General features: G+C 60.9%; 24 protein-coding genes and 1 pseudogene. 23 read left to right on the top strand and 2 right to left on the bottom strand.

What is annotated here, in order from left to right:
- Position 1 precedes the first annotated feature (1 nt).
- A complete protein-coding gene (locus tag ACO06R_RS18610; protein WP_421853640.1) occupies positions 2-730 on the bottom strand; it encodes a FadR/GntR family transcriptional regulator in 729 nt (242 codons plus the stop codon).
- On the bottom strand, positions 720-2,180 hold the full coding sequence (locus ACO06R_RS18605; protein WP_421853637.1) for an FAD-binding oxidoreductase: 1,461 nt from the start codon (positions 2,178-2,180) through the stop codon (positions 720-722). The genes ACO06R_RS18610 and ACO06R_RS18605 overlap by 11 nt, the downstream gene beginning before the upstream one ends.
- Before the next feature lie 288 nt (positions 2,181-2,468).
- Between ACO06R_RS18605 and ACO06R_RS18600 the strand changes: the two genes are divergently transcribed.
- The 23 genes and pseudogenes from ACO06R_RS18600 (at position 2,469) to ACO06R_RS18490 (ending at position 26,770) form a co-directional block, all read left to right on the top strand.
- Entirely contained in the window at positions 2,469-3,995 is a 1,527-nt protein-coding gene (locus tag ACO06R_RS18600; protein WP_421853634.1) for a sugar ABC transporter ATP-binding protein, read from the top strand.
- Entirely contained in the window at positions 3,992-4,975 is a 984-nt protein-coding gene (locus ACO06R_RS18595) for an ABC transporter permease (RefSeq protein WP_421853631.1), read from the top strand. The genes ACO06R_RS18600 and ACO06R_RS18595 overlap by 4 nt, the downstream gene beginning before the upstream one ends.
- Positions 4,976-5,042: 67 nt before the next feature.
- A complete protein-coding gene (locus ACO06R_RS18590; RefSeq protein WP_421853628.1) occupies positions 5,043-6,023 on the top strand; it encodes a substrate-binding domain-containing protein in 981 nt (326 codons plus the stop codon).
- A 66-nt stretch (positions 6,024-6,089) separates the two neighbouring features.
- Positions 6,090-6,917: an SDR family oxidoreductase gene (locus tag ACO06R_RS18585; protein WP_421853625.1), complete on the top strand. Its 828-nt coding sequence runs from the start codon at positions 6,090-6,092 to the stop codon at positions 6,915-6,917.
- 92 nt (positions 6,918-7,009) lie between these two features.
- Positions 7,010-7,939: an SMP-30/gluconolactonase/LRE family protein gene (locus ACO06R_RS18580; RefSeq protein ID WP_421853622.1), complete on the top strand. Its 930-nt coding sequence runs from the start codon at positions 7,010-7,012 to the stop codon at positions 7,937-7,939.
- 50 nt (positions 7,940-7,989) lie between these two features.
- Positions 7,990-9,117, top strand: coding sequence for a substrate-binding domain-containing protein (locus tag ACO06R_RS18575; RefSeq protein ID WP_421853619.1), 1,128 nt, complete (start codon positions 7,990-7,992; stop codon positions 9,115-9,117).
- A 54-nt stretch (positions 9,118-9,171) separates the two neighbouring features.
- Entirely contained in the window at positions 9,172-10,680 is a 1,509-nt protein-coding gene (locus tag ACO06R_RS18570) for a sugar ABC transporter ATP-binding protein (RefSeq protein ID WP_421853616.1), read from the top strand.
- Positions 10,681-10,696: 16 nt separating this feature from the next.
- A complete protein-coding gene (locus ACO06R_RS18565) occupies positions 10,697-11,638 on the top strand; it encodes an ABC transporter permease (protein WP_421853613.1) in 942 nt (313 codons plus the stop codon).
- Positions 11,635-12,594, top strand: a complete 960-nt coding sequence (locus ACO06R_RS18560) for an ABC transporter permease (protein ID WP_421853612.1) — start codon at positions 11,635-11,637, stop codon at positions 12,592-12,594. The genes ACO06R_RS18565 and ACO06R_RS18560 overlap by 4 nt, the downstream gene beginning before the upstream one ends.
- Before the next feature lie 177 nt (positions 12,595-12,771).
- Positions 12,772-13,800, top strand: coding sequence for a LacI family DNA-binding transcriptional regulator (locus tag ACO06R_RS18555; protein WP_421853609.1), 1,029 nt, complete (start codon positions 12,772-12,774; stop codon positions 13,798-13,800).
- Between the two features lie 53 nt (positions 13,801-13,853).
- Positions 13,854-15,101: an ABC transporter substrate-binding protein gene (locus ACO06R_RS18550; protein ID WP_421853605.1), complete on the top strand. Its 1,248-nt coding sequence runs from the start codon at positions 13,854-13,856 to the stop codon at positions 15,099-15,101.
- 170 nt (positions 15,102-15,271) lie between these two features.
- Positions 15,272-16,159 (top strand): carbohydrate ABC transporter permease, encoded by an 888-nt coding sequence (locus ACO06R_RS18545; RefSeq protein WP_421853602.1) that lies wholly within the window; start codon positions 15,272-15,274, stop codon positions 16,157-16,159.
- Positions 16,156-16,983, top strand: coding sequence for a carbohydrate ABC transporter permease (locus ACO06R_RS18540; RefSeq protein WP_421853598.1), 828 nt, complete (start codon positions 16,156-16,158; stop codon positions 16,981-16,983). Before ACO06R_RS18545 ends, ACO06R_RS18540 begins: the two co-directional genes overlap by 4 nt.
- The gene (locus tag ACO06R_RS18535) at positions 16,984-18,606 is read left to right on the top strand and encodes a glycoside hydrolase family 43 protein (RefSeq protein WP_421853596.1); all 1,623 of its coding nucleotides are present in this window, start codon (positions 16,984-16,986) and stop codon (positions 18,604-18,606) included.
- A gap of 42 nt (positions 18,607-18,648) precedes the next feature.
- Positions 18,649-19,119 (top strand): annotated as a pseudogene (locus ACO06R_RS18530) (ABC transporter ATP-binding protein); the annotation flags it as partial.
- A 42-nt stretch (positions 19,120-19,161) separates the two neighbouring features.
- Complete coding sequence (locus tag ACO06R_RS18525) at positions 19,162-19,647, top strand: TOBE domain-containing protein (protein WP_421859513.1); 486 nt, start codon at positions 19,162-19,164, stop codon at positions 19,645-19,647.
- 63 nt (positions 19,648-19,710) lie between these two features.
- Positions 19,711-20,970 (top strand): ABC transporter substrate-binding protein, encoded by a 1,260-nt coding sequence (locus ACO06R_RS18520; RefSeq protein WP_421853593.1) that lies wholly within the window; start codon positions 19,711-19,713, stop codon positions 20,968-20,970.
- A 79-nt stretch (positions 20,971-21,049) separates the two neighbouring features.
- Positions 21,050-21,958 (top strand): carbohydrate ABC transporter permease, encoded by a 909-nt coding sequence (locus tag ACO06R_RS18515; RefSeq protein WP_421853590.1) that lies wholly within the window; start codon positions 21,050-21,052, stop codon positions 21,956-21,958.
- Positions 21,959-21,960: 2 nt separating this feature from the next.
- Positions 21,961-22,788, top strand: a complete 828-nt coding sequence (locus tag ACO06R_RS18510; protein WP_421853587.1) for a carbohydrate ABC transporter permease — start codon at positions 21,961-21,963, stop codon at positions 22,786-22,788.
- Positions 22,789-22,804: 16 nt separating this feature from the next.
- Positions 22,805-23,683, top strand: a complete 879-nt coding sequence (locus ACO06R_RS18505) for an NAD-dependent epimerase/dehydratase family protein (RefSeq protein ID WP_421853584.1) — start codon at positions 22,805-22,807, stop codon at positions 23,681-23,683.
- Positions 23,680-24,813, top strand: a complete 1,134-nt coding sequence (gene dgoD / locus ACO06R_RS18500) for a galactonate dehydratase (RefSeq protein WP_421853581.1) — start codon at positions 23,680-23,682, stop codon at positions 24,811-24,813. Before ACO06R_RS18505 ends, dgoD begins: the two co-directional genes overlap by 4 nt.
- A 22-nt stretch (positions 24,814-24,835) precedes the next feature.
- Positions 24,836-25,882: a zinc-dependent alcohol dehydrogenase gene (locus ACO06R_RS18495; RefSeq protein ID WP_421853578.1), complete on the top strand. Its 1,047-nt coding sequence runs from the start codon at positions 24,836-24,838 to the stop codon at positions 25,880-25,882.
- A gap of 12 nt (positions 25,883-25,894) precedes the next feature.
- Complete coding sequence (locus ACO06R_RS18490; protein ID WP_421853574.1) at positions 25,895-26,770, top strand: SMP-30/gluconolactonase/LRE family protein; 876 nt, start codon at positions 25,895-25,897, stop codon at positions 26,768-26,770.

The raw sequence follows: 26,770 nt of genomic DNA, 5'->3' as shown, positions 1-26,770 counted from the left end.
CCTATATATCCGGATCGATGCCCAGCCGGGTTGCCGCGCCGCTGATATGCGCCCGCATGGCCGACCGGGCGGCGTCAGGATCGCCGGCCGCTATTGCATCGTAGATCCGCTTGTGTTCGTCGATCGTGGTCTCCACGATATCCTCCAGAGGATTGCTTTCCCGCGCGGCGACGATCGACTTGCGCATCTGCTGTGCCAGAAAAGTCAGAAACTTGACGATATAGGCGTTTCCGGTAGCGATCGCGACGCTTCGATGAAAGTCGAGATCTGCATCGATCCCGCCTTCAGACCATTTCTCGTTCCCGGACATGTTTTCGAGCGCCGTCGCGATATTAGCCAGTTGGGCATCATCGCGTCGCCGCGCCGCCAGCCCGGCCGCATCGATTTCCAGGATGGAACGCAGCTCGAAAAGGCCCTTCAGGTTGTCGGCCTCTGCCAGCAGGCTCGAGTCGATGCGGATTGTCTGATGGTGTTCCGGTCCGGTGACAAATGCGCCGACGCCTTGTCGGGAGTCGACCACGCCATCGGACCTTAGGCAAGCGATCGCCTCGCGGATGACGTTTCGGCTGACATCGAAAACCCGCGCCAGTTCGTGCTCGGATGGGAGCTTGTCACCGGGTTTGAAACTGCCACCTTCGATTTCGCGGGCAATGCGCGATGCAACGCGCAGATGCAGCGGCTCGCTGCGGTTCAACTGCCCGAACGCGTCTGTCTTCGACTCAGCCGCCACCCTCGTCCCCCAGTTTGTCGAACATGCAACCGGGATTCATAATCCCTTCGGGGTCGAGACACCACCCAATTGTCCGGAGCAGGGAAATCTTGACCGGATCGGCTTGCGCCAGAAACGCGTCTTTCTTGGCTCGGCCAATGCCGTGTTCCGCGCTGATGCTCCCGCCGAGGCGTTCGACTTCTTTGTAGAGCAGCGGTTCCGCGGCGGCGAGCATTGCGACGTTCGTCGTGCGACTCGCGTTGGCGGGGCCAAGTACATTGATATGCAGATTGCCGTCGCCGATATGGCCATAGACCAGCACATCGCACTCGGGAAGCGCTTCGCTGAGGTTCGCGGTGGCGCGTTCGGCGAGTTCGGCTATCCGCGAAATCGGAACCGAAACATCCGATCTGAAATGCAGGCCGCGGCCCGTCTGCGCTTCGACCATGTCTTCGCGAAACTTCCACATGGCCGCCGCCTGGGCACCAGATTCGGCGATCGCCGCATCGCCGGCCAGGCCCGTTTCCAGTGCTTGTCCGATCCAGACTTCGGCGAGTTCACGCAGATTGACAGCCGCCGAACCGGACAGCTCGGCAAGAACGTAAGCCGTGTGTTTGCCGGCAAGCGGAAATCGTGTATCGGCGACGGTGGCGCGTGCGAAGTCGACGGTCGGCGCAGACATGACTTCGAATGCGCTGATGAGGTCAGAAGCCATGCGGCGGCCGTTCGAATACAGTTCGACCGCCGCCTCGAATGACGGGAGGCCGATAAACAACGTCTCGGTCTTCTCCGGTAGCGGCACGAGCTTCATTGTCGCAGCCGTGATAACGCCTAGCGTACCCTCGCTTCCGATCAGCAACTGATTGATATCGATGCCGCGATTGTCTTTGCGCAGGCTGTTCAACCCATCGAGGATGCGCCCGTCCGGAAGCACTGCTTCTAACCCGAGCACAAGGTCGCGCGTCATTCCATAACGCAGAACATTGAGGCCGCCGGCATTTGTCGCGATGTTGCCGCCGATCTGGCAACTGCCTTGGGCGCCGAGCGACAACGGCAGGAGCAAGTCGTGCTCGGCTGCTGCAGCACGCGCATTGTCCAGTATGACACCGGCTTCAGCAGTGATCGTGAAGCTGACCGGGTCTATCGCGCGGACCCGGTTTAGTCGCTCGAGATTGAGCACCGCGTGTAATCGCCCGTCCATCGGCATGCCACCGCGAACGAGACCGGTTCTCCCGCCCTGCGGAACAACCGAAATTGAATGCGTGCGGCAGATCTCGATGCACTTCGAAACCTCGCGCGTAGTCGAAGGGCGCAACACGCAGAAGGCATCGCCGGTGTGTTCATTGGTCCAGTCGGAAAGGTAAGGTGCAATGTCGGCCTGCTCCGACAAGACATGGCGGTCGCCGACTGTGGCGGCAAACGCGGTCAGTGCCTCCCTGTGCGGACCCGCTTTGGTGGCATCGCGTTTCAACTTGGCCCCTCCACTCGCCGTAGCGCAATTTCACCGGCGACAATCGAGACGTACCGGCCCCGCCTGATTGCGACAAGCGTCGGCAGCGCGCCAATGCGCGCCTCCGTCCTAGAAGCGTTCCTGTTCAAAGCTGCTCCTCCTGGCGTCGTCTTGCGACAATTTCGCCTACGCTGATGTATATCCTATTATTGGGTTGCCCTACAACCGGGCAATATGTCATAGTCGTTTTAAGTTGATTGAATTCGGCTGGATCGCTGGCGCGGGAGGCGGCGGCGAATGGGAGTGAGGATGGCCGACTTGAACGATATGTCGCGGGACTTGCCTGTGCTCGAGGGTCGTGGGCTGACGAAGTCCTATGCGGGTGTCACGGTCGCCAAAGACATAGACGTGTCCGTCCACGCCGGTCGTATTCGGGCGGTGATCGGCGAAAACGGCGCCGGAAAATCCACGCTTATGAAAATGCTTGCCGGCATCGTACACCCCAATTCCGGCAAGATCCTCATCGACGGCGTCGAAGTGACGTTGTCAGCGCCTAGGGAGGCAATCCGGCGCGGCGTGGCGATCGTGCATCAGGAACTGCATCACGTTCCGATGTTGAGCCTCGCCGACAATATCATGATCGAGCGTCCATCGGCCGCGCCACGCGGTCGCCGCGGATCGCGGGTGGAGCTGGGTTTCGCTGCCAAGTATCTGCGTCGCGTCGGCCTCGATGTCGATCCGCGTGTACGCGCCGGCGACCTCTCTGCCGCCGAGGCCCAACTGCTGGAGATCGCGAAGGCGCTTGCTCTCGAGCCGAAGGCAATCATCTTCGACGAGCCGACTGCGGCGCTGCCGCCGAGCGATGTGAGGCGACTTCTCGACCTGATTGGCGATCTGCGGCGGTCAGGCCTCGCGATCCTCTATATCTCGCATCATTTGTCAGAGGTTCTCGAACTTGCCGACGACATCAGTGTGTTGCGGGACGGCGCTTTGGTTGCCGACCTCGCGAACGATGGCGTCGGCGAGGACGAACTCATCCGCGCCATGGTTGGCCGTTCCGTTTCGCTATACGACCTGACGCCTCCTGCGCATGGAAGCGGATCTGTTTTGAAAGTCAGCGGCGCGGCCGGCCCGGGCGTGCGCGGCTTGGAGTTCGAACTCAGAGAAGGCGAAATCCTGGGCTTCGCCGGCCTTATCGGCTCTGGAATGCACGATGCGGCGCAACTCTTGTGCGGCGACAAGCGTCTCGTTTCAGGCACCATCTCTATTCGCGGAAGTTCACTCAAGCCGAACTCCCCGAGCGAAGCAGCCCGCAACGGCGTTACCGTCGTGCCGGAGGAACGAAAGACGCAAGGAATCGTTCCCTCTATGTCCGTGGTGGATAATCTCCACCTCGGGCGATATCGGCGCTATTCCAGCCGCGGGCTGCTTTCGCCACGGCGAATGCGCGACGGGGCGGCTGAGCTGATCCGCAAGTTCCGGGTGAGGGTGGCAAGCCAGGCACAACCGATTTCCACGCTTAGCGGAGGCAATCAGCAAAAGGTTGTCGTGGCGCGAGCGGTGCAGGCCGAGCCGGATGTACTCGTGCTTTCCGAACCCACGCGTGGCGTCGATGTCGGCGCCAAGGACGAAATCCATCAGTTGCTTTTCGAACGCGCGGCAAGCGGCGTGGCGATCATCGTCGTTTCCTCGGAGATGGATGAGGTGCTGGCGCTTGCCCATCGCGTCGCAGTGTTCAGCGCCGGGAAGATGACGGGATTGCTCGACCGGTGCGAGGCAACCCCGGAGCGTGTCATGGCGCTCGCCAGCCCGACCCGAGCGGAGAATGCAGCATGAGCGAGGTCAACGAGATGCCGGTAGCAAATCGGGCAGCCGATGCAGGAAACATGCTGAAGGGGTTGCGTGACATGCCGGAGTCGCGACTCATACTTGCGATTTTGATCGGCAGCCTTGCGTTGGCCTGGCAGTCGGAGGCTTTCCTTTCGGCGGTCAATATCCGCAGCGTTCTGCTCGGATTCTCTTTCATTGCAATCGCCGCACTTGGCCAATTGGTGGTCGTCATCACAGGCCGGATCGATCTGTCGACCGGTTCGACGATGGCGCTTTCCGGTATGGTGACAGCGCTTGCGCTGGTCGCGGGCGCACCGGTTCCGCTCGGTGTGTGCATCGGTATCGCGGTCGGTGGGGCGGTGGGCGCCGTCAATGCATTCTTCTCCGTCGGTTTTGGCGTCAATGCCTTCATCGTCACGCTCGGTTCGCTGCAGGTGGCGCGCGGGATCACCATTGGCTTGACCGAGGGCGACACGGTGACCGGGTTTTCCGATTTGTTCCTCGATCTCGGCTCGCGGACCGTCTACGGCCTTCCGATCCCCGTCTGGATCGCCTTGGCGCTGCTGACCGTGTTTACGGTGGTACTGCGCTATACCGGTTTCGGGCGCGAACTCTACGCCATCGGCGGTAACGAGACGGCCGCGCGGCTTGCCGGGGTCAATATCCGCCGCCACCAGAGCATCGTTTTCATACTGAGCGGCATGATGGCGGGTCTTGCTGGTGTGCTGCTGACCGCGCGGCTCGGCGCTGCAGTTTCCAATGCGGCGTTCGGCTACGAGCTGGTCGTCATCGCCTCGGTCGTCATTGGCGGCGCAAGCCTGTCGGGCGGTGCCGGGACCGCGCTCGGCGTGATCCTGGGTGCGCTTCTGATCGGTCTCGTCAACAACGCACTCGTGCTGCTGGTTGTCCCCACCTACTGGCAGCAGACCTTCATCGGGGCGGTGATCGTCGCTGCCGCGCTGATCGACCGGATGCGGCGGCTTTAGTCCCGCCGCGCCCGGTGTTTCGCGGGCCGTGTGGCCCGAATTGCAAAGAGGAGGAAATGCAATGGCAATGAACAGGCGTAGGTTCCTCGGAACCGCAAGCAGCGCAGTGGTCGCGGGCGTCGGGGTAAGCGTGTTTGCGCCGGCGGTGCCGGCCCGCGCCGCCGGGAGGATCAATCTTGCCTTCGTGCCCAAGGCGCTCAACAACCCGGTGTTCGAGGTAACCCGCGCCGGCGCAGAAGACCGGGTCGCCGAACTGGAAGACGTGGCCTTCCGTTGGGTCGGACCGACCACGACCGACGCGGCCGCGCAGTCTCAGATCATCGACGACCTCGTCGTTCAGGGTATCAACGGTATCTGCGTGTCGTGCAATGATCCCGACGCGTTGATGCCGGCCATCAACCGCGCCGTCCGCGAGGGTGTCACCGTCATTACCTGGGATGCGGATTCGCCGAATTCCAAGCGGATGACCAATGTGTCGATCGACCAGGTGACGGCCGGCGCCCGCGCCGCCGAACTGGTTGTCGAGCGCGCCCCCGCCGGCAAGCTCGCCATCCTCACCGGCACGCCCGGCGCCCTGAACCTGGAGCAGCGCGTCGAGGGCTTCCGCTCGGTGATCGACAAGGTTGACGCCATCGAGGTGATCGCGACCGACCCCTGCAATGACGATGTCCAGCGCGCGGTCGAGATCGTTGAGCAACGCATCAACGCGACGCCGGATCTTGCCTCCTACTTCTTTGTCGGCATGTGGCCGTTCTTCGCCGACCTGAAAACGATGCCGCGTCTGAAGGAGTTCGTCGCCAAGGGCGGTGTCTGCGTGTCGCTCGATGCACTCGAAGGCGCATTGAATGCCGTCGACCAAGGCTACGCCAACGCGCTCGTTGGCTACTCCTGGTACGGCTTCGGCACCACCTCGGTCGATGTGCTGGTCAACAAGATCCGCGACGGCAAGGACGCGCCCGATCCCATGTACACCGAGTTGTTCATCGTCGACGAGAACAACATCCCGGAATACATGGAAAAACAGCGCGCGACCGGCGGTCGTTTCTAAGACTCAAGCGACAGGTAAAGACCTGCCCGGCAAAACCGCCGGGCAGGTCTGCAAGGAGTAAATTCCATGTCAGTTCACAAGCCGGTCGCCGACAGGTTCAAGGGCCGTACCGCAGTCGTTTCCGGCGGCGTGAACGGGATCGGCAGGGCGACGCTGGACGAGTTGCTGAAGGAAGGCGCCAATGTCGCCTTCAGCGATCTCTCCCCCGATGGCGAAGCCCTCGCCGCGGATATGAAAGCGTCCGGCCATGAGGTGCTGTTTCTCGAAGGCGACATGGAGGACGAAGGGTTCTGCGCCGAATTCGTCGACGCGGCGGCAGGGCGTTTCGGCCGGATCGACTACCTGGTCAACAACGCGTTTGCGTTCACCGCCAAGGCGCTCGATGCCGAAGCCGCCGATTGGCGACGCTCCTATACGGTCGGCCCCGTCGGCTTCGCCCGCATGATTCAGAATGTTCGCCCGCACATGGTGCGTTCCGGTGGCGGCGCGGTCGTCAATGTCGGCAGCATTTCCGGCCACATCGCGCAGAAGTGCCGATGGACGTACAACATGGCCAAGGGCGCGGTTGATCAGTTGACCAAATGCGCGGCCCTCGATCTCGCCGCAGATGGCATTCGGGTCAACAGCATCAGCCCCGGCTGGATCTGGACCAACGAAGTTCACAAGGCAGCCGACATGGATGGCGGCGGGCGCGCGAAATGGGATCCGATCTGGGGCAAGTACCATATGCTGCGCCGCTGCGGCGAACCGGTCGAGTGTGCCCGCGCAATCCTGTTCCTGCTCAGTGACGACGCCTCCTTCATTACCGGCGCCGATCTGCCGGTAGATGGCGGCTACCTGTCGATGGGGCCCGAAGGGTTGGGCGAAACAGCGGTCGTTGCCGGCAGTGATTAGGCGCGGAGCTAATGATTTCAATGAGTTCAGTGGTGCAATCCAGTGATGTTCCCGCTTAGATGGCCGGGTTGACGACAGAACGGAGAGAGCTCATGCACCACATCCATTCCATGCTCAAAGATCATTTCGAGGTTTACTCGCCGGACTTCCGGAAGTACGGCCTGTTGAATTCCTATCTCGATACGCTGTGGACCGGCGGCCGCTGGCTCGAGGGACCCGTCTATTTTGGCGACAGCCGCGGCCTGCTGTTTTCCGACATCCCCAACGACCGCATCCTTCGATACGACGAAACCACCGGTCAGGTGTCGGCGTTCCGCTCGCCGGCGCGCAATTCAAACGGGCACACGCGCGACCGGCAGGGGCGCCTCGTCAGTTGCGAACACGGAGGACGCCAGGTCACAAGGACGGAACTCGACGGGTCGGTATCGGTCATCGCCGATGTTTACGAGGGTAAACGCCTGAACTCGCCGAATGACGTGGTCATATCATCGGATAATGCGATCTGGTTCACCGATCCGACTTACGGGATCGACGGTGAATATGAGGGGAACCGGGCAGAATCCGAGATTGGTGCCTCCAATGTCTATCGGTTTGACCCTGCTAGCGGCGCGCTGACAATTGCGGCCGGAGATTTTGTCAAGCCGAATGGGCTGGCCTTCTCGCCTGACGAGTCGACACTCTATATCGCCGATACAGGGGCCACCCATCTTGAAGACGGCCCACGCCACATCCGCAAGTTCCGCCACGAGAACGGAAAACTGGCAGGTGGAGAGGTGTTCGCGATTTGCGACCACGGCCTGTTTGACGGATTTCGTCTCGACGTCGACGGCAATATCTGGACCAGCGCCGGCGATGGCGTGCATTGCATCAATCCGGCGGGCGAACTGATCGGCAAGATTCGGCTGCCGGAAACAGTGGCGAATGTCTGCTTCGGCGGCCCAAAGCGCAATCGCCTGTTCATATGCGCCACCACCACCCTTTACGCGACTTATCTCGGCACGTGCGGTCTTCCGTATTTCTAACCGCGCCTGCCGGTCAACGACTCATCCAACCAAGGGAGGAAATGATGAGAGTGACCAAGACCGGACTTGTAGGCAAGGCAGCCCAACTTGCGTCGGGTGTTGTAATGTCGGCGCTGATTGCCGGCACTGCGGCTACGGCCGACACGCACCGGCCCGAGTGTTTTTCACCGGCGCCAGGTAGCGGCACGAAACAGTATGAAGCCAAGGATGGGCCCTATCGCCTGGCCTTCGTGAATGGCTTTGCGGGCAATGACTGGCGCGTGCAGGCGATCCAGTCTGCCAAAGCTTGGGCTGCGCGGCCAGGCAATGCCGGGAAGATCAAGGAGTTCAAGGTCGTTTCGGTTGGCAATGATGCGGCGGCGCAAATCGCTGCGATCGACAATTTCATCGCCGCCGGCTTCGATGCGGTGACTTTCATCGCAGTAAATCCGACAGCCTTCAATGCAGTCATCTCGCGCGCCGAGCGCGCCGGGACAATCCTGGTCCCGTTCGACAACATTCTCGACACTGATCGCGTCGTGCAGGTCAATGAAAGCCAGACAGCGCTGGAAAGCACTAAAGCAGAAGCCGTGATCGATGCGCTCGGCGGGCGCGACGAGATTTCCGGCAAGGGTATCAAGATCCTGGAGGTGCGTGGCCTTCCCGGTAACTCGACCGACCGTGACCGCCACCTCGCTGTCCAGGATATCTTTGGCAAGATCGACGGCGCGGAAATCGTCGAGGTTGTCGGCAACTGGGACACCGGTACCAGCCAGAAGGTGGTGGCCGACGCGCTCGCAACCCATGGCGAGTTTGACGGCGTCGTCAGCCAGCACGGTACGGCCGGAACCATCAATGCGCTTCTTGCCGCTGACCATCCGATCATCCCGATCGGCGGCGATGGCGAGAACGGTGTTCGCATGCTGATGGCGGAACACGGTATTCCGGGCGTGTCGGCTGTCTATGCGCCGGCGATGTCAGCGGTCGCGCTTGAAGCCGCAGTGGCATTGCTCGAAGGCCATGAACTGCCGCAGTCGATCCACCTGCCGATCCCGAACGACACGACCGAGAACTTCGTGGACGGCAAGACGATGTTCTCCGATCTTCCCAAGACCTTCAATCTGGGAACCGGTTATCCAGATTGCTTCCCGGTGTTCACACCGGAAGAGCTTCTGGGCCAATCTCCGGATAACAACTGACGGCCTTGGCCCCGGACGGTATTCCGACCGGGGCCCTACGAGGGCGAAAGAGAAATGTCAGAACCTTTCATTCAGATAGCCGGGCTATCCAAGTCTTACGGTGCAACCAAGGCACTCGAGGACGTGGCATTCGAGTGCAGGCGTGGCGAAATCCATGCCATCCTCGGTGAGAACGGCGCTGGTAAATCGACACTCATGAAAATTCTCTCAGGTGTCGTTCAGCCGGATTCGGGCAACATTCGCATAGACGGAAATTCGGAGCGGTTCGGCACACCGCGCCAGGCCCAGATGTCCGGCGTGATTTGCATGTTCCAGGAACTTTCGCTCAGCGCGGATTTGAGCGTCGCCGAGAACATCTTGCTCGGTGCACCGGAAACCCGCTCCGGGTTCCTTCCGTCGCATCGGTATCGCGATATGCGGGACCTGCTCGACCGCATCGGCGGAGACAGCATCGATTTGAATACCCGCACTTCGGCGCTGGCGTTGCCCGAGCGCCAACAAGTCGAGATCGTAAAGGCGCTGATGCGCAGACCCCGTTTGCTCATCCTGGACGAAGCGACCTCGGCGCTGTCGAAGACGGTTGTCGACAAGGTGTTTGCAGTGCTGCGTGAGGCGGTTGCGGCCGGTGCCGCAGTGCTCTTCATTTCGCATCGCCTGCACGAAATCGAGGTGATCGCCGACCGGATTACCGTGTTTCGCAACGGACAGAATGTCGGAACCTTCGATGCGGGCGCACACAGCCAGGATGAAATTGTCGCGCTTATGGTTGGCCGTCGGATCACCGAACTGTTCCCGGCCAAGCCCGCACGCGACCCGGGCGAAGTGATACTGGAGGTATCCGGTTTGTCCTGGCTTCCGGGGATGGAAGCCATAGACCTCTGCGTACACCGGGGCGAGATAGTCGGTATCGGCGGTCTCGACGGCCAAGGGCAGAAGGCGCTGATGATGGCGCTGTTTGGTGTTCTGAAGGGCGTCGACGGCTCGTTTCGGACGCAATCTGCCGACCGCCTTCCCGTGTCTCCGCGCGACGCGAAATCGGCTCGTTTCCGGCTCGCATTGGCGCCAGAGGACCGCAAGACCGAGGGCCTGGTAACCGCGATGTCCATTGAGGACAATCTACGCCTCCCCGCTTTGGGGCTCAAAGGCGCATTGGCCAACGGACGCGGGGCAGAGGACGAATTCAAGACCCTGATCGGCGAACTCGAACTGAAGTACGCACACATGGAGCAGCCCGTTTCGGGGTTGTCGGGCGGAAATCAACAGAAGATCGCCCTGATGAAATGGCTGGCGCTGTCTCCGTCCTGCTTTCTGCTTATCGACCCGACGCGCGGTATTGACGTGAAAACCAAGACGCAGATCTACCGACTCCTACGCCGCGTCGCCGATGACGGCATGGCGGTAATTCTTCTCTCCACCGACTATGAGGAACTCGTTCGGCTATGCGACGTCGTGCATATCTTTTACGGCGGTCGTATCAACCGCACGCTTAGCGGCGACAGCCTGAGCCCGGACGCTGTGATCGCGGCCTCGCTGAACTTGCCGACGGAACGCGCCGATGCGTGACTATGTGCGCAACAACATGCGTGAGGCGCTGGCGCTCACGTTTCTCCTCGCCCTGGCGGTTCTCTACTTCTCGACCCATCCGCGCGGCCTCTCCACCTATGTCCTGACGATATGGGCTAACCAGTCTACCATTCTGGCGTTAGCCGCCTGTGCGCAATTTTTCGCTGTTGTCGTACGCGGCCTCGATCTTTCGGTGGGCGCGGTGATGGCGCTGTCGAACTGCCTTGCTTCACACCTCGTCAACGGATCCGAAGTCCAAGTTGCCGCCGCCCTTGCGATCGTATTGCTGGCGGGGATGGCCTGCGGCGCGATCAACGGCTTGATCATCGTGCGCGGGCGCGTGCAGCCGATTGTTGCAACGCTTGCCACGGCGGCTGTCTTTGGCGGAATGGCTCTATTACTGCGCCCGACACCGGGGGGCGAAATCAGCATGTCGCTCTCCGACGCCATGACATACGACCTGTTCGGTTTCCCGACCTCGCTAGTGCTGATAGCAGCCATTCTGGCGCTTGTTTGGGTTCCGCTGCGCCGAACCGGTTTCGGGATTGCCCTCTATGCGGTGGGATCGAACGAACAGAGTGCCTACCATTCGGGAGTCGATTCCGGCCGCGTCAAGTTGGCAGCCTATACGCTTAGCGGACTGTTCGCTTCGGCAGGTGGCCTGTTCGTCGGCTTCGTAACGCTTACGGGCGATGCGGGAATCGCGCCGAGCTATACGCTTCTTTCGATTGCGGCCGTCGTCCTCGGCGGCGTTCTGTTGCGAGGCGGCGTGGGCACCATTCTGGGCGCGATAGCTGGCGCTTTCACGCTGCGCACCATCTCCGCGCTGATGTTCTTCTCCGGCATACCGCCACTTGCACAGCCCTTGATCGAAGGGCTGGTGCTGGCTGCGGCGGTCGGCATCGGCGGCGCCGATGTGTTTCGCCTGCGCAACAAACTCGAGGTGTTCGACCGATGAATGCAAGGCAGTGGGACAGACTGCAGTCGCTGGCGCCTTTGGTTGGCGCGGTACTGCTCGTTTTGGCCGGCTCCTTCTTCTATCCAAAGTTTCTGAGCGCCGGCTATCTTTTGCAGCAATTGCAGATTGCGAGCTTTCTCGGTGTTATCGCCGCGGGCTCGATGATTGTCATCCTGCTGGGCCAGATCGATCTGTCTATTCCGTGGACGTTGACGGGTGCCGCGATCATATCGACCTCACTCGCGGGAACCGGCGATCCGACCCTGACAGCCCTGGCCATTCCGGGCGGGCTCTTTTTCGGAGCGTTTATCGGCGCGGTGAACGGCGTCGGGGTCGCGATCTTGCGGATACCCGCGATGGTCTGGACGTTGGCGGTCAATGCCATGTTGCTCGGCGTCGCTGTGTTGAATACCGGAGGCTTCAATCCGAAAGGCGAAGCATCGCCGCTAATGATCGAACTTGCCGCCGGGCGGTTGGCAGGCATTCCCATTGCTGCGGAAGTCTGGTTCGCGGTTTCTGTTCTCGCACTGTTGCTTTTGCACCGGACGACATTTGGACGCTATTTGATCGCGATCGGCAATTCGGAAAAGGCGACCTACCTTTCCGGCGTCGATACCTTTCGTGTGGTGATTCTGGCTTTTGTCATCAGCGGAACATGCTCCGCGCTTGGCGGTATTATGCTCGCGGGATACGCCAACCAAGCATACCAGTCGATGGGCGACCCCTATTTGATGCCGGTGATTGCAGCCGTCGTGATTGGCGGAACATCCATTCTGGGCGGAAGTGGCAGCTACGTAGGCACGGTGAGCGGAGTTCTCTTCATCACGGTCCTGACATCGATCCTTTCCATCATGCAATTGGCCGATGCATGGCGCCAGATCATCTTCGGCGGAATAATCCTGATGATGCTGTTGATGCAAGGATTGCGGCCGCGTTTGCATTCTTCATCCAGTTAGTGCTGCAAGCTGTTTATTATAGCAAAATCAGTGAGTTAATAGATGGTGACGATCCGGCGTGAGAGTCGCAGCAGATCTGCAACTGATTGAATTACATCAAATCTCTGATGGAATTGATTAACTTCATCACGCATCTTGTCTTCTTCCGTCGTAACATTCCGTCCGGGAGGAGTTCAGTTGAAGAAGACCACCATCCAGGAACTGGCGCAAAAAGCAGGTGTCAGCACTGCGACGGTCGATCGCGTGCTGCACAAACGCCGAGGTGTCAGCGAGGGCTCGAAGCTCAAGGTCAGGGCGGCGATGCAGCAGCTTGGTTTTCGTGGCTATGCCGATGAAAAGCTCGAAGCGCCGCGGCCGCGCCTGCATAACAAGTTCCTGCTTCCCAATCTGGAAACCGGTTTCGCCGAGCAGATGGTCGCCGCGGTCAAGGTGGCATCGGGTGCGGTTGACGATGCGATCGTGCTCAACGACATCCAACGCGTGGACTTGCGCGATGGCAAGGCCGTCATTCGCGAACTCGATGCCCTCGACCCCGCCCAATATGATGGGGTTGCGCTGTTTGCCGTCGACGCGCCGGGGGTGCGTCAGGCGATCGACCGCGCGGTTGATCGCGGCATCAAAGTGGTATCCATCGTAACCGACATTCCCACATCGCGCCGTCACTACTTTATCGGAATCGACAACGCATCGGCTGGCCGGGTAGCGGCCAATCTCGTCGGCAAGTTCCTGCGCAACGAGAAGGGCAAGCTTGCGGTGATCGCGGGTTCGCTGCAGATGCGCGACCAACTCGACCGGTATTTTGGATTCGAACAGGTTATCCGCTCGAGTTTCCCTGGGCTGCGGATTTTACCGGTCGAGGAGGGTGACAGTCTGCGTCGCCGCAATGCGTCGATCACGACGCGGCTGCTCGAAAAACACGACGACCTGATCGGCATCTATTCGGCGGGCGCCGGCAATTCCGGCATTCTCGACGCTTTCGACGAGCTTGGTGTGACCAAGCGCCCGCTGCTGATCGTTCACGAGCTTTCGGATCGGGTCCGCTCGGCGCTGAACGACGATCAGATCGACGCCGTGATCGTTCAGGACGCCGGGCACATTGCACGTAGCGCGGTGCGCGTCCTGCGCTCCTACTGCCTGAAGAAACCGATCCTGGAACCGCAGGAACGCATTCGCATCGAGATTTATCTCGCAGACAATCTGCCGTGACCGAACTGTGCGGCGAAAACTGAGCTCATGACTTAAACCTAGGAGGAACCAAGATGAAGAAATTTCTGGCAAGTTTGCTGGTTTCGGCCGCCGTTGTGACGGTCGCCAACGCCGACAGCGTGGAAGTGCTGTCGATCAATCGCGACGATCCCAAGTGGAAGCAACTCTATCTCGACATGGCTGCAGAGTATGAGAAGGCCAATCCTGGCAGCGAGGTGAACATCACCTTCATGGAGGACGAGGCCTTCAAGCAGAAGTTGCCGACCTTGCTGCAGTCGGATGCCGCGCCCGACCTGTTTTTCTCGTGGAGCGGTGGCGTGTTCTACGAGCAGGCAAAACAGGGTTTCCTGCGCGATATCAGCGATGTCTTCGACAAGGATTGGCTGCAGACTGTTTCGCAGGGCGGTGTCGCTGCGCTGTCGTATGACGGCAAGATGTATGGCGCGCCCGAAGCCTCCCAGAACGTTGCGATCTGGTACAATATCGATCTGGCGAAAGAAGCCGGCGTCGATCCGGAGCAGATCAAGACCTGGGACGATTTCCTGGAGCAAGTCAAGACGGTCAAGGCAGCCGGCCTGACGCCGATCACGGTTGGCGGTCAGGACAAGTGGCCACTGCATTTCTACTATTCGTTCCTCGCCATGCGCATCATGGGTGAAGAAGGCCTGGCCGCTTCGGCAGCCGGCGAGAATGGCGGCTTCAACAATGCAGACTGGGTCCGCGCCGGCGAGGAATACCTGCGTCTGATCGAACTGGAGCCGTTCCAGGACGGTTTCATGGGCGTTAAATACGACCAGGCGGCCGGCCTTTGGGGTGACGGCGGTTCCGTCTTCCACCTGATGGGCGAGTGGGACCTCGGCGCGCAGCGCGCTGCGGCGACCGATGGCGGCCTGGCAAATGAACAGCTCGGCATCATTCCGTTCCCGATGGTCGAAGGCGGCAAGGGTGCTGTGACCGACACGCTCGGCGGTGCGTCCGGCTTCGTTGCCACCAAGAATGCCGATGACGAGGCGATCCGCTTCCTCGAGCACTTCATGGGTCCGGATGCCCAAGTGCGTGCTGCCAAGGAGGCAATCTACATCCCATCGGCTCCGTCGGGCGCTCAATTTGTGCAAGACAGTGTCCTAGCGCAGTTCGCCGAAATCGGCGGCGGTTCGACCTACCACCAGCTCTTCCTGGACCAGTATTTCGGGTCGACGCTCGGCGGCGCCATCAACGACGCTTCGGCGCAGATGGCGACCGGCGACATGACGCCGGAAGAGGCAGCCGAATTCCTCGAGGAAACACGGCAGTTCCAATAAGCCGCTGGGACGCGACAGGCCCGCCGCTTTGTGCGGCGGGCCGGCATGACACGACAATCGAAAGACAGACTGAAGTGACCACCTCCATTGGGATAAACGACCGGTCCTCCCGGAGCAGCAGCAGGCGCAGGCGCGGCTGGAGCAGGGTGCTCGTCAACGAGCGTTACTGGATGGTAGGCTTGTTCCTGCCGCCGGCCCTGCTGCTGTTCACCGTTTTCGTGATGTACCCGATGCTGCAGGCGGGCTTCTTCTCCCCCTACAAGTGGTCCGGATACGGCCCGGCGCCATGGGTGCTCAATGAGGCGACCGGCAACGCTTTCGGTGACTGGGTCGGAACACGCAACTTCGAGCGCATGGCCAGTCACTCGGCGTTTGCAACCGCGACCGCCAACACCTTCAAGATCATCGCGGCCTCGCTGTTGATCCAGCTTCCTTTGGCGCTGGTGCTGGCGCTGATGATCTATCAAAAGCGCGCCGCCAACACCGTGTTCCGGCTGATTTTCTTCGTGCCCTACATTCTGGCCGAAGTCGCCACTGGGCTGATCTGGAGCTTCGTGTTCGATGGGAATTACGGGCTCTCGCGGGTCGCCACGGACATGCTCGAACTCGATCCCGCCTTTTTCCCGCTCGCCGACAAGGCATGGGCGTTCAACACCATCATTGCGGTGATCATCTGGAAATATTTCGGCTTCCACATGATGATCTATATCGCCGCGCTGCAGAACATTCCGCGCGAATTGACCGAAGCCGCGCGTATTGACGGCGCCGGACCGCTGCAGGTCATCTATTTCGTCAAGCTGCCCTTGTTGTGGCCGGCGATCACGGTATCGATCTTCTATTCGGTGCTTGGGTCGCTGCAGGTTTTCGACATCGTCATGCCGATGACAATGGGCGGGCCATCCAATTCCAGCCACACGTTGGTCAGCTATCTCTACAATTTCGGCTTCATCCGGCTGAATGTCGGCTTCGGCAGCGCGGTCGGGGTATTCCTTTTCGTCGTCGGTATCGTCTTTGCGTTGACCTATCGCAGCACTGTCCAGCGGAGGATCGCGCAATGAACACCTTCGGTTGGCGCGACTTCGCGCGCATTATGACTCTTCTCCTGGTGTCCGCGGTCATCCTGATCCCGATTTCGGCCACTGTGCTCGGCGGGTTCAAGACGACCGGCGAATTGCGCACCGAGCCATTCGGCATACCGGAGAATTGGCACTTCGAGTTCTATGGCGAGATCCTCGCCGATGCGCAGTTCTACCGCTATCTGTGGAATTCGCTGTTCATCTCGCTGTTCACGGTCGCGCTGACGCTGCTGCTCGGTGCGATGGCGGCCTATGCCTTCGCGCAGGTTCGCTTCTTCGGCTCGCGATTTCTGTTCAACTACATGCTGATCGGTCTGATGTTCCCGTTTGCTGCGGCGATCATGCCGTTGTTCCTGATCGTCCGCGATATCGGGGTGCTGGACACACCCTGGGGCGTCGTGCTGCCGCAGGCGGCATTCGGTCTCGCGTTCTCGATCATGTTCTTCAGGACGTTCTTCGAGCAGATGCCGCCCGAATTGTTTGAAGCGGCGCGTGTCGATGGCTGCGGCTACATCCGATTCTTCTTCTATTTCACGCTGCCCTTGTCGGCCCCGATCCTGGCGACGATCGCGGTGTTCGTGTTCGTCCAGACCTGGAACAACTACCTGCTGCCGCTGATCATGCTCAACGACCGCGACGGCTACACCTGGACGCTCGGCGTCATGGACTACCGTGGCGAGCGGGTGGCGGAGTGGAACCGCACACTGGCCTTCGTGACGCTGACGCTGGCGCCTGCCGTGGTCTTTTTTCTTGCCGCCCAGAGATACATCGTTGCCGGTCTGACCGGCGGATCAGTGAAAGGGTAGATGATGTCGAAAGTCCGCAATCCCATCCTGCCCGGGTTCAATCCCGATCCGTCTTTCATCCGTGTCGGCAGCGACTACTACATCGCGACATCGACATTCGAGTGGTATCCCGGCGTCCAGATCCATCACTCCACCGATCTCGCCAACTGGGCGCTGGCGTCCCGGCCGCTGGAACGGGCAAGCCAGCTGGACATGCGTGGAAATCCGGATTCCGGTGGCGTCTGGGCGCCCTGTCTTTCCCACGACGGCGAGCGGTTCTGGCTGATTTACACCGACGTCAAACGCCTGAGCGGTTCATACAAGGATACGCACAACTACGTGGTCTGGGCGGATGACATCGCCGGCCCTTGGTCTGATGCGGTCTATCTAAACTCAAGCGGGTTCGATCCGTCGCTTTTCCATGACGATGACGGGCGCAAGTGGCTGGTCAACATGGTCTGGGATCATCGCGGCAGCCTTAGCGACCCGAATGGCCCTCCAGGCTATTTCGCCGGCATCGACCTGCAGGAATACGACCCGGAAAAACGCGCGCTGATTGGCCCGATCGAGCGGATTTTCGGAAACACATCAACCGGCTACACGGAAGCGCCGCATCTCTACAAGAGAGACGGATGGTACTACCTGATCACCGCTGAGGGCGGCACGGGATACGGCCACGCGGTCACTCATGCCCGCTCGCGCGACCTGTCTGGCCCCTACGAAGTTCACCCGCAGCTTCATCCGTTGACTGCTCGCGGAACTCCGGATGCGTCCTTGCAGCGTGTCGGGCATGGCCAATTCGCCGATACCCCGGACGGACGCGTGTTTCACACCTTTCTGTGTTCGCGCCCGCTAACGGGTACGCGCCGTTCGCCGCTCGGCCGCGAGACGGGGATTACCGAGATGCGCTGGGGCGAGGATGGCTGGATGTATGCGGCCGGCAACTCGCAGGCACCGGCCATCGACTTCGAACTGCCAGGCGCCGACGCGCCGGGGCGGGACGAGGAAGTCCGCTACGATTTCGACACAGCCGACTTGCCCGCCGATTTCCAGTGGCTGCGGACGCCCGATAGCGAGCGCATCTTTTCTCTGGCCGAGAAACCCGGCTGCCTGCGGTTGTTCGGCCGCGAGGCGATCGGTTCGTGGTTCGAACAGGCGCTCGTGGCGCGCCGCCAGACCCATCATGTCTTTTCGGCGGAAACCGTGGTTGATCTCGACCCCGCCAATTTCCAGCAGATGGCCGGTTTGGTGGCTTACTACAACCGAAGCAAGTTCCACTATCTGCATGTCGGTCTGGCTGCTGGTGGGCGCATGTTGAGCATCCAGAGTTGCCCCGCGCGTATCGACACCGACCTGGAGTTTCCGATCGGCGATGGCATCGCGCTGCCGGATAGCGGTCCGGTCTGGCTTGGCGCCGATGTCGATGGCGCCTCACTGCAGTTCCGCTATGCGACGCGGGAGGGCGAGTGGCAGCCGGTCGGGCCGGTCCTCGATCACTCGGCGCTCTGCGACGAGACCGGTTCCGGCGACGGCTCGAATTTTACCGGCACGTTCATTGGCATGGCGGCGCAGGATTCGAGCGGCCAGGCGACCGCCGCCGACTTCGGGTACTTCGCCTACCGAGGAACGGAGCAGCCGCAATGACCCACACAACCAGAATACGCATCGACCCGGAGACAATAAGAAATGGCTGAGGTCCGCATCACCAATGTGCAGAAGAAGTTCGGTACAGTCGAGGTCATTCCGGATCTGTCGCTGACCATTCCAGATCGCTCGTTCACCGTGCTTGTCGGGCCGTCTGGGTGCGGAAAGTCGACATTGCTGCGCATGATCGCCGGGCTTGAGGAGGTCACCGACGGCTCGATCCACATTGACGGCGAAGATGTCACCGACCGAGAGCCATCGGATCGCGGGATTGCGATGGTCTTCCAATCCTATGCGCTCTACCCGCATATGTCCGTCGCCCAGAACATCGGCTTCGGCCTGCGACTCGCCAAGACGCCCAAGGACGAGATCAAACGCCGGGTGCATGAGGCCGCCGAAACGCTGCAACTGACCGACTATCTCGATCGCAAGCCGAAAGAACTGTCCGGCGGTCAGCGTCAGCGCGTCGCCATCGGGCGCGCGATTGTCCGCAACCCGAAAGTGTTCCTGTTCGACGAGCCGTTGTCCAACCTGGACGCCGCCCTGCGCACGCAGATGCGTGTCGAGCTTGCCGAACTGCACTCCAAATTGAACGCGACGATGGTCTACGTAACCCACGACCAGGTCGAGGCAATGACCATGGCCGACCAGATCGTCATTCTGGAAAAGGGCGTGATCCGACAGACCGGTGAGCCGGTCGATGTCTATCGCAAGCCGCAAAATCCGTTTGTGGCTGGTTTCATCGGTTCACCGAAGATGAACCTCGTCAACGGCAGCGCAGCGGCCGCGCATGATGCCGAAATCCTCGGCATTCGTCCGGAGCATGTCGAGCTTTCTCGTGACGGCGGCGAATGGACGGGATCGGTGCGCCATGTCGAGCATCTCGGATCGGACACAGTCGTCTATGTCGATGTCGATAATGTCGGTTCGCTGACCGTGCGCGGCGACAGCGAACTCGACGTCAAAACTGGTGAGAGGATCTTCCTCACCCCCAACGCCTCGCACGTTCACCTGTTCAGGGGAGGACAGCGTGTGAACTGAATACCGCGGCCTGCCGGCCGCGGTGAGACTGCCAGATTAACATTTCAAAGGAGGAGACCGAAAATGAAACTGTTAAATCTGAGTGTGGGAGCAGCCATTCTGCTCACTTCAGTCGCACCGGCCTTGTCGGATGATATCGTCAAGGTTCTGTCGATCGTGACCAACCGCCCCGGTGAAACCGACTACATCGCCGGTATCGAGAAATCCTTCGAGGACGCCAATCCCGGCGTCGACGTCCAAGTCGAGTACATGGACGATGAATCCTTCAAGGTGAAGCTGCCGACGCTTCTCCAGTCGAACCAGAAGCCTGACCTGTTCTTCTCGTTCAGCGGCGGCCTCGTCGCCGAACAGCAGTCGCAGGGTGTCCTGCGCGACATCACCGACCACATCAACTCGACCGGCTGCGCCGCGCAGCATTCGGCTGGTGGCATGGCGTCTTACTCGGTCGACGAGCGCGTGTACGGCCTGCCCATGTATGCGTCCAATGTGGCGCTCTACTACAACATGGATCTCGCCGAAAAAGCCGGTATCGACCCGCAGCAGATCAAGACCTGGGACGATTTTCTCGGCCAGGTTCAGGCGGCCAAGGATGCCGGCGTGACGCCTATCGTGCTTGGCGCCAAGGACCGCTGGCCGGCAATGTTCTACCACGCCATGCTGGCGTTGCGCATGGTCGGCCTCGAAGGCTATGCGGCGGCAATGGCCGGCGAGAACGGCGGATTTGCCAGCCCGGAATGGGTCGCCGTTTCGGAGCAGCTTGCCCGTCTCGGTGAACTTGAGCCGTTTCAGTCAGGCTATCTCGACACGACCTACGACAAGAGCCAGACACTGTTTGGTGATGGCGTCGGCATGTTCATGTTGATGGGTGAGTGGCTGGTGCCGGCCCAGGCTGCCACGGCGACCGACGGCAAGGGTATTCCCAAGGATCGCATTGGTGCCGTGCCGTTCCCGGTTGTCGAGGGCGGCAAAGGCGATGCGGACGGGACCTTCGGCGGCATGAATGGCTGGCTCATCTCCGCCGGCGCCTCCGACACTGCGGTCGATTTCCTTTGCCACTATGTCGGCACCGACAACCAGCGCACGGCCGCAGAAGCCGGCTTTTGGCTGCCGGTTGCCAAGGGCACTGCGGACGCTGTCAGCGATCCGCACAACAGCTGGGCGGCCGCACAACTTGGCAAGTCGAGCAGCCATACTGTGTTCGACCAGAACCTTCCTGGCGCAGTTGCCGGTGCGCAGCTTGATGCGGCCGTCGATCTGATCAGCGGTGCAACCACTCCGGAAGACGCACAGCAATTGATCGAAGACGAGCGCCAGCTCCTCTGACCCGCAAGACTCCGGGCGGCGAATTCTGCCGCCCGGTCCTAAGCCTCGCCATATGATTGGGACCGCCATGCAAAAGAGAGTGACGGAACGAACGGCGCATCTCTCGCCGCTGCACAAAAGCTTGCGCAGTGGACGTCTGACGACCGTCCTCTTGTTCCTGCCGCCGGCCCTTCTGCTGTTCACACTGCTCGTCAGCATCCCGCTGGTCGAAGGCGCCTGGTATTCCGGCTACAAGTGGTCCGGCTACGGCGAGCCGTCCGATTGGCGCGGTCTGCAGAATTTCCGTGCCGTGATCGGCCACGCCGTCTTTGAACGCTCGCTGCGCAACACCATCATCTTCGTGTTGGTCGCAGTTTTCGTGCAGATCCCCGTCGGCATGGCGATGGCCTTGATGATCTACGGCAAGCATTGGTCGAACACGGTCTTTCGCCTGGTGTTCTTCATGCCGTTCATTCTGGCCGAGGTCGCGACGGGCCTGATCTGGAGCTTCGTTTTCGACGGCGACTACGGGGTCACCGCCTATGTTGCCGAGACGCTCGGCTCGGAGAAAATCTTCCCGCTGTCGGACAGGACTTGGGCGCTTCCGGTGCTGCTGTTCGTCTTCGTCTGGAAGTATTTCGGCTTCCACATGATGATCTTCATTGCGGCGCTACAGAGCATTCCACGCGAGTTGATCGAGGCCGCCCGCATCGACGGCGCCGGGCGGTTGCAGATCGTGCGCTTTGTGCAACTGCCGATGCTGCGGCCGGCTATCGCCGTGTCCGTCTTCTTCGCGGTCGTCGGGTCGCTGCAGATTTTCGATCTGATCATGCCGATGACCAATGGCGGGCCGTCCAACACGACGCATTCGCTGGTGAGTTACCTCTACACATTCGGATTGGTGCGGCTGAAAGTCGGCTTTGGCGCGGCAGTCGGCGTCATCCTGTTCGTGATCAGTTTCGCATTCGCGGTGACGTATAGGTCAACGGTGATGAGAGCGGGAGATTAGCCATGAATACCTTCGGATGGCCGCAGGCGATGCGTATCATTTCCTTGCTCTTCGTCACCGCGTTGATCGTGCTGCCGCTGAGCGCGACCGTGATGGGCGGTTTCAAGACGCCTGGCGACCTGACAACGAATCCGTTCGGCCTGCCAAGGGTCTGGCATCCCGAGTTCTATGCCCAGATCCTGACCGACCAGAGCTTCTGGCAATATCTCTGGAACTCGCTTTACATCTCGGTGCTGACAGCTCTTTTGACGCTGCTGATCGGCTCGATGGCGGCCTTCGTGTTCTCGCAGATCCGTTTTGCCGGATCGGAGTTCATCTTCGCCTACATCCTGACCGGCCTGATGTTTCCGTTTGCCGCCGCGATCATTCCGCTCTTCATCAAGGTGCGCGATCTCGGCCTGCTGGATACACCCTGGGGGGTCATCTGGCCGCAGGTGGCCTACGGGCTTGCCTTTTCGATCCTGCTGTTCCGCACATTCTTCGACCAGTTGCCCAAGGAACTGTTCGAGGCCGCACGGGTCGATGGCTGCGGCTACACCCGCTTCTTCTTCATGTTCACGCTGCCGCTGTCGATGCCGATCATCGCCACCGTGGCGACCTTCGTCTTCGTGGGCAGCTGGAACAACTACCTCCTGCCGCTGATCATGCTCAACGGACGCGAGGGCTACACCTGGACGTTGGGCATGTTGCAGTTTCGCGGCGAGTATATCGTCGAATGGAACAAGATCCTGGCCTTTGTGACGCTCTCGCTGGCACCGGCGATCGTCTTCTTTCTGGCCGCGCAGAAATACATCGTCGCCGGTCTGACCGGCGGCGCCGTGAAGGGATGAACAAGAGAGGATTGGCATGAAAAAGATCGCTGTTACGGGCGGAAGCGGCGGCGCTGGCGGCGCCACGATCCGCGAGCTGGTCGCGCATGGATACGAAGTGGTCAATGTCGATCACGCCGCGCCGACAGAAACCCTCTGTCCCTATGTCGAAACCGATATGATGGACTTCACGGCCGTTGTGCGCGCGTTCGATGGTTGCGATGCGGTCGCCCATTTCGCCGGCAATCCGCATCCGGACAATGACTTTGCATCGGGCGCCGACCGGTTTTCCGGTAACACGGTCAGTTGCTTCAATGCCTTCCAGGCCGCAGCCGAAGTCGGCATCAAGCGGGTCGCATGGGCATCAAGCGAGACGGTCTATGGCTTCCCCTTTGCCACCAACGTCCCGAGCCATATGCCGCTCTCGGAGGCTGATCGTATCGATCCGCAGACCGCCTACGCGATTTCCAAGGCGGCGAGCGAATTCGTCGCCATCGAGATGCACCGGCTCCACGGCATCGACTTCCTCGGGTTGCGGCTCTCCAATGTTCTGTTCACCGACCCGGACCATCATGCGAGCTACTCGCTGATCCCGTCCTACTGGCCCGATTTCCACAGCCGCAAGTTCAACCTGTGGGGCTATATCGATTCACGCGATACCGGGCGCGCTACCCGGTTGGCGCTCGAATCCGATGTGCGCGGTGCCGAGGTGTTCAACATTGCCGCCAAGGACACGATCATGAAGCAGGACAACCGCCAGTTGCTGGAGGCTGTGTTCCCGAACACAAGGGTGCTGCCCGGTACCTGGGCCAGGCAGGGTTTCCTCGATGGCTCCAAAGCCAAGGCGATGTTCGGTTTCGAGCCGGAACACAACTGGTCTGAAGTCCTCGGCGTCGGTGCCGGAGCCGACCGATGAAGATCACCCGGATAACGCCCGTTCTGGCGAAGGAATGGCGAACCATGCTGTTCGTCAAGGTCGAAACGGACGAGGGGGTCACGGGGATAGGCGAAGCCGGACTGACATCGCGCGAACTCGCGGTGGCTGGCATGATGGAGTCACTGGCGCCACTGCTTGTCGGCCACGACGCCTTTCGCATCGAACATCACTGGCAGCGCATGTGGCGCTCCGGCTTCCATCCGTCCGGCCAGGTGCTGTCCTCGGCGATTGCCGCCATCGATATCGCGCTTTGGGATATCAAGGGCAAGGCGCTGGGTGTCCCGGTCTATGAACTGCTGGGCGGCAAGGTGCGCGACAAGGTCGACACCTATTGCCACATCGGCGGCGCAACGCCGCAGGCGCTTCTGGAGATGGCGAAGGAACGGGTCGCGGACGGCTGGAATTGCATTCGTTGGGAGCCGTTCGCACATCCCGACGGTCTGTTCGAGCCCGCCAAGGCCGTCAGCAGGGCAATCGAAGAGTATGCGCTGCTGCGTCGCGAACTCGGCGATGAGGTCGAGCTGTGTTTCGACGCCCACACCAAGCTGAGCGTTACTGAAGCGGTGCGGCTGTGCCGTGGCATCGAGTCATCGCGGCCAATGTTCGTGGAAGACCCGCTGCGGTCGGAAAACCCGGAATCCTACCGCCGTCTGCGCAATCAAGTGGCCGTGCCGATCGCCGCCGGCGAGCAGTTCGGCAGCAAGTGGAACTTTCGTGCCATGATCGAGGAAGAACTGATCGATTACGCGCGTATCGATCTGTGCATAGCCGCCGGCCTGACGGAGAGCCGCAAGATCGCCGCCTGGTGCGAGACGCATCATATCGATCTGGCCACGCACAATCCGATCGGTCCGGTTTCAACGGCGGCGTGTCTGCACCTCAACGTCACGACGCCGAACATGCTGGTCCAGGAATTGCCACGCCGTCCCGGTGAGACCATGCCGGATGTCATGGTGAGCCACCACCGTTGGCAGGATGGCTGGCTCATCCCCTCCGATGCGCCGGGGCTCGGCGTCGAGGTGGATTGGGACGGATTTGAACGCTATCCGTTCGAACACGAAAATCTGCCGATCCTTCACCGTCAGGATGGTTCCTACACCAACTGGTAGCGTCGAGAACCGGGAGGATGCCATGACGATGCACTACAACGCAGTGGAGATCCGCGGACCCGATGACTTTGGCGTGCGCAGCTTCGACGGCGAAGCGCCGGCCCCGGGCGAAGTCGCCATCGCGGTCGAGGCGGTCGGAGTCTGCGGCACCGACATCGAGATCGTGGACGGCACCATGCCCTACTTCACGAGCGGTGCGGCCTCCTATCCGATTGTGCCCGGCCACGAATGGGTTGGGCGGGTGGTCGAGGCCGGCGCAGGCGTCACGCGGTTTGTGGCCGGGGACCGCGTCGTCGGAGAGTGCTCGGTCGGCTGTATGCGGTGTCATCGCTGCATGGCGGGCCTCTACCACCAATGCGCCAACCGCACCGAAACCGGTATCCTCAATCGGAGCGGTGGGTTTTCCGAGCGCATCGTGTTTCCCGAGCTCTTCCTGCACCCGATCAGTGAAGACGTGTCGCTGAACGCGGCGGCGCTGGTGGAGCCGACTGCCATCGCCTTCAATGGCGTCAAGAAGGCGTCCGTTTCCCCACGTGACCGTGTTGCCGTATTCGGTGACGGGCCTATCGGGTTGTTGTTGATGATGGTGGCCAAGGCCTTCGGTGCCAGATCGGTCGCCGTTGTCGGCGCTACAAAGTCCCGGCTGGCGCACGCGGTTCGTCTCGGCGCTGATCTGGCAATCGACGTGACCGCGCAGGATCCACGCGCCCAACTGCTTGAATATGGCGACGGATCGCTGCCGGACGTCGTTCTCGAGGCGACCGGCAACCCTGCTGCAGTGCCCGCGGCCATTGAGGCGGCGGCACCGGGAGGGCGCGTGGTGCTGCAGGGGCTGTTTGCCGGCGGCAAGGTCCGGGAACTGTGCTTCGACCATCTGGTCGTCAACGACATTTCTCTTCTCGGAGCACTGGGCAGTCCGGGAATCTGGCCGGATGTTATCGCGCTGATCGAGAGCGGCGAAGTCGATCCGGCAGCCATTGTTACGCATGAACTGGCCCTTGACCAATTCGGCGAGGGGATTCGTCTTGTGAAGGCTCGCGAGGCGCTTAAGGTTATCGTGCGTCCATAGGAGGGGTATGTGGTGAAACTCGATCCGGCCATCATTCATGAGGGTCGCGACATGCTGGGCGAAGGGCCGTCGTGGCATCCCCGGCGCAACGAACTCTGGTGGCTCGATATCGAGAACGGCGTGCTGAACGCATGGTCGGACGAAACCGGTCACCGCGTTGTGTTCAAGGCGGACTACCGTGTCGGGTGTTACGGATTTACGGCGTCGGACGATCTGGTGCTCGGAACGGAGCGCGGGATCGAGCGTTGGCATTCAGCGACCGGGCGCTTCGACTTGCTGCACGCGCCGGAGCCGGACGGCCGAACCCGCTTCAACGACGGCAAGGTTGATCCGATGGGCCGGTTCTGGGCCGGCACCATGCCACTCGCCGAGGAGGATTTCGACAAGCCCCTCGGCAATCTCTACCGTTTCGACCCGGACGGATCATTGCACACCATGGAGACGGGTCTCACCATCTCCAATGGCCTGGACTGGTTTGCCGACGGCAAGACGATGATCCTGACAGACACCAAGCGGCTCAGGATTTACGCTTACGACTTTGACATGGCGACCGGAGCGATCTCGAGCCGCCGCGAATTCATCAGGACCGATCCGGACCACGGAATTCCCGATGGGCTGACGATCGATGCCGATGGCGACATCTGGAGCGCCGGTATTTCCGGCGGTTGCTTGCTCCGATATGCGCCAAGTGGCGCACTGAAGGAAAAAATCGACATCGCAACAGCCTCCCCGACATCCGTCGCTTTCGGCGGACCGGCCCTTGACCGGCTCTATGTCACATCGGCCCGGTTTCATCTGAAGCCGGGCGAGGAAGACCGGCTCGCCGGTTCGCTTGCCATGATCGATCCCGGCTGCCGTGGCCGCCCGACAAATGTCTTTGCAGGATAG

The organism is Oricola sp. (assembly GCF_965230365.1).
Classification (GTDB): domain Bacteria; phylum Pseudomonadota; class Alphaproteobacteria; order Rhizobiales; family Rhizobiaceae; genus Oricola.
This window is presented reverse-complemented; position numbering and strand designations above follow the sequence as displayed.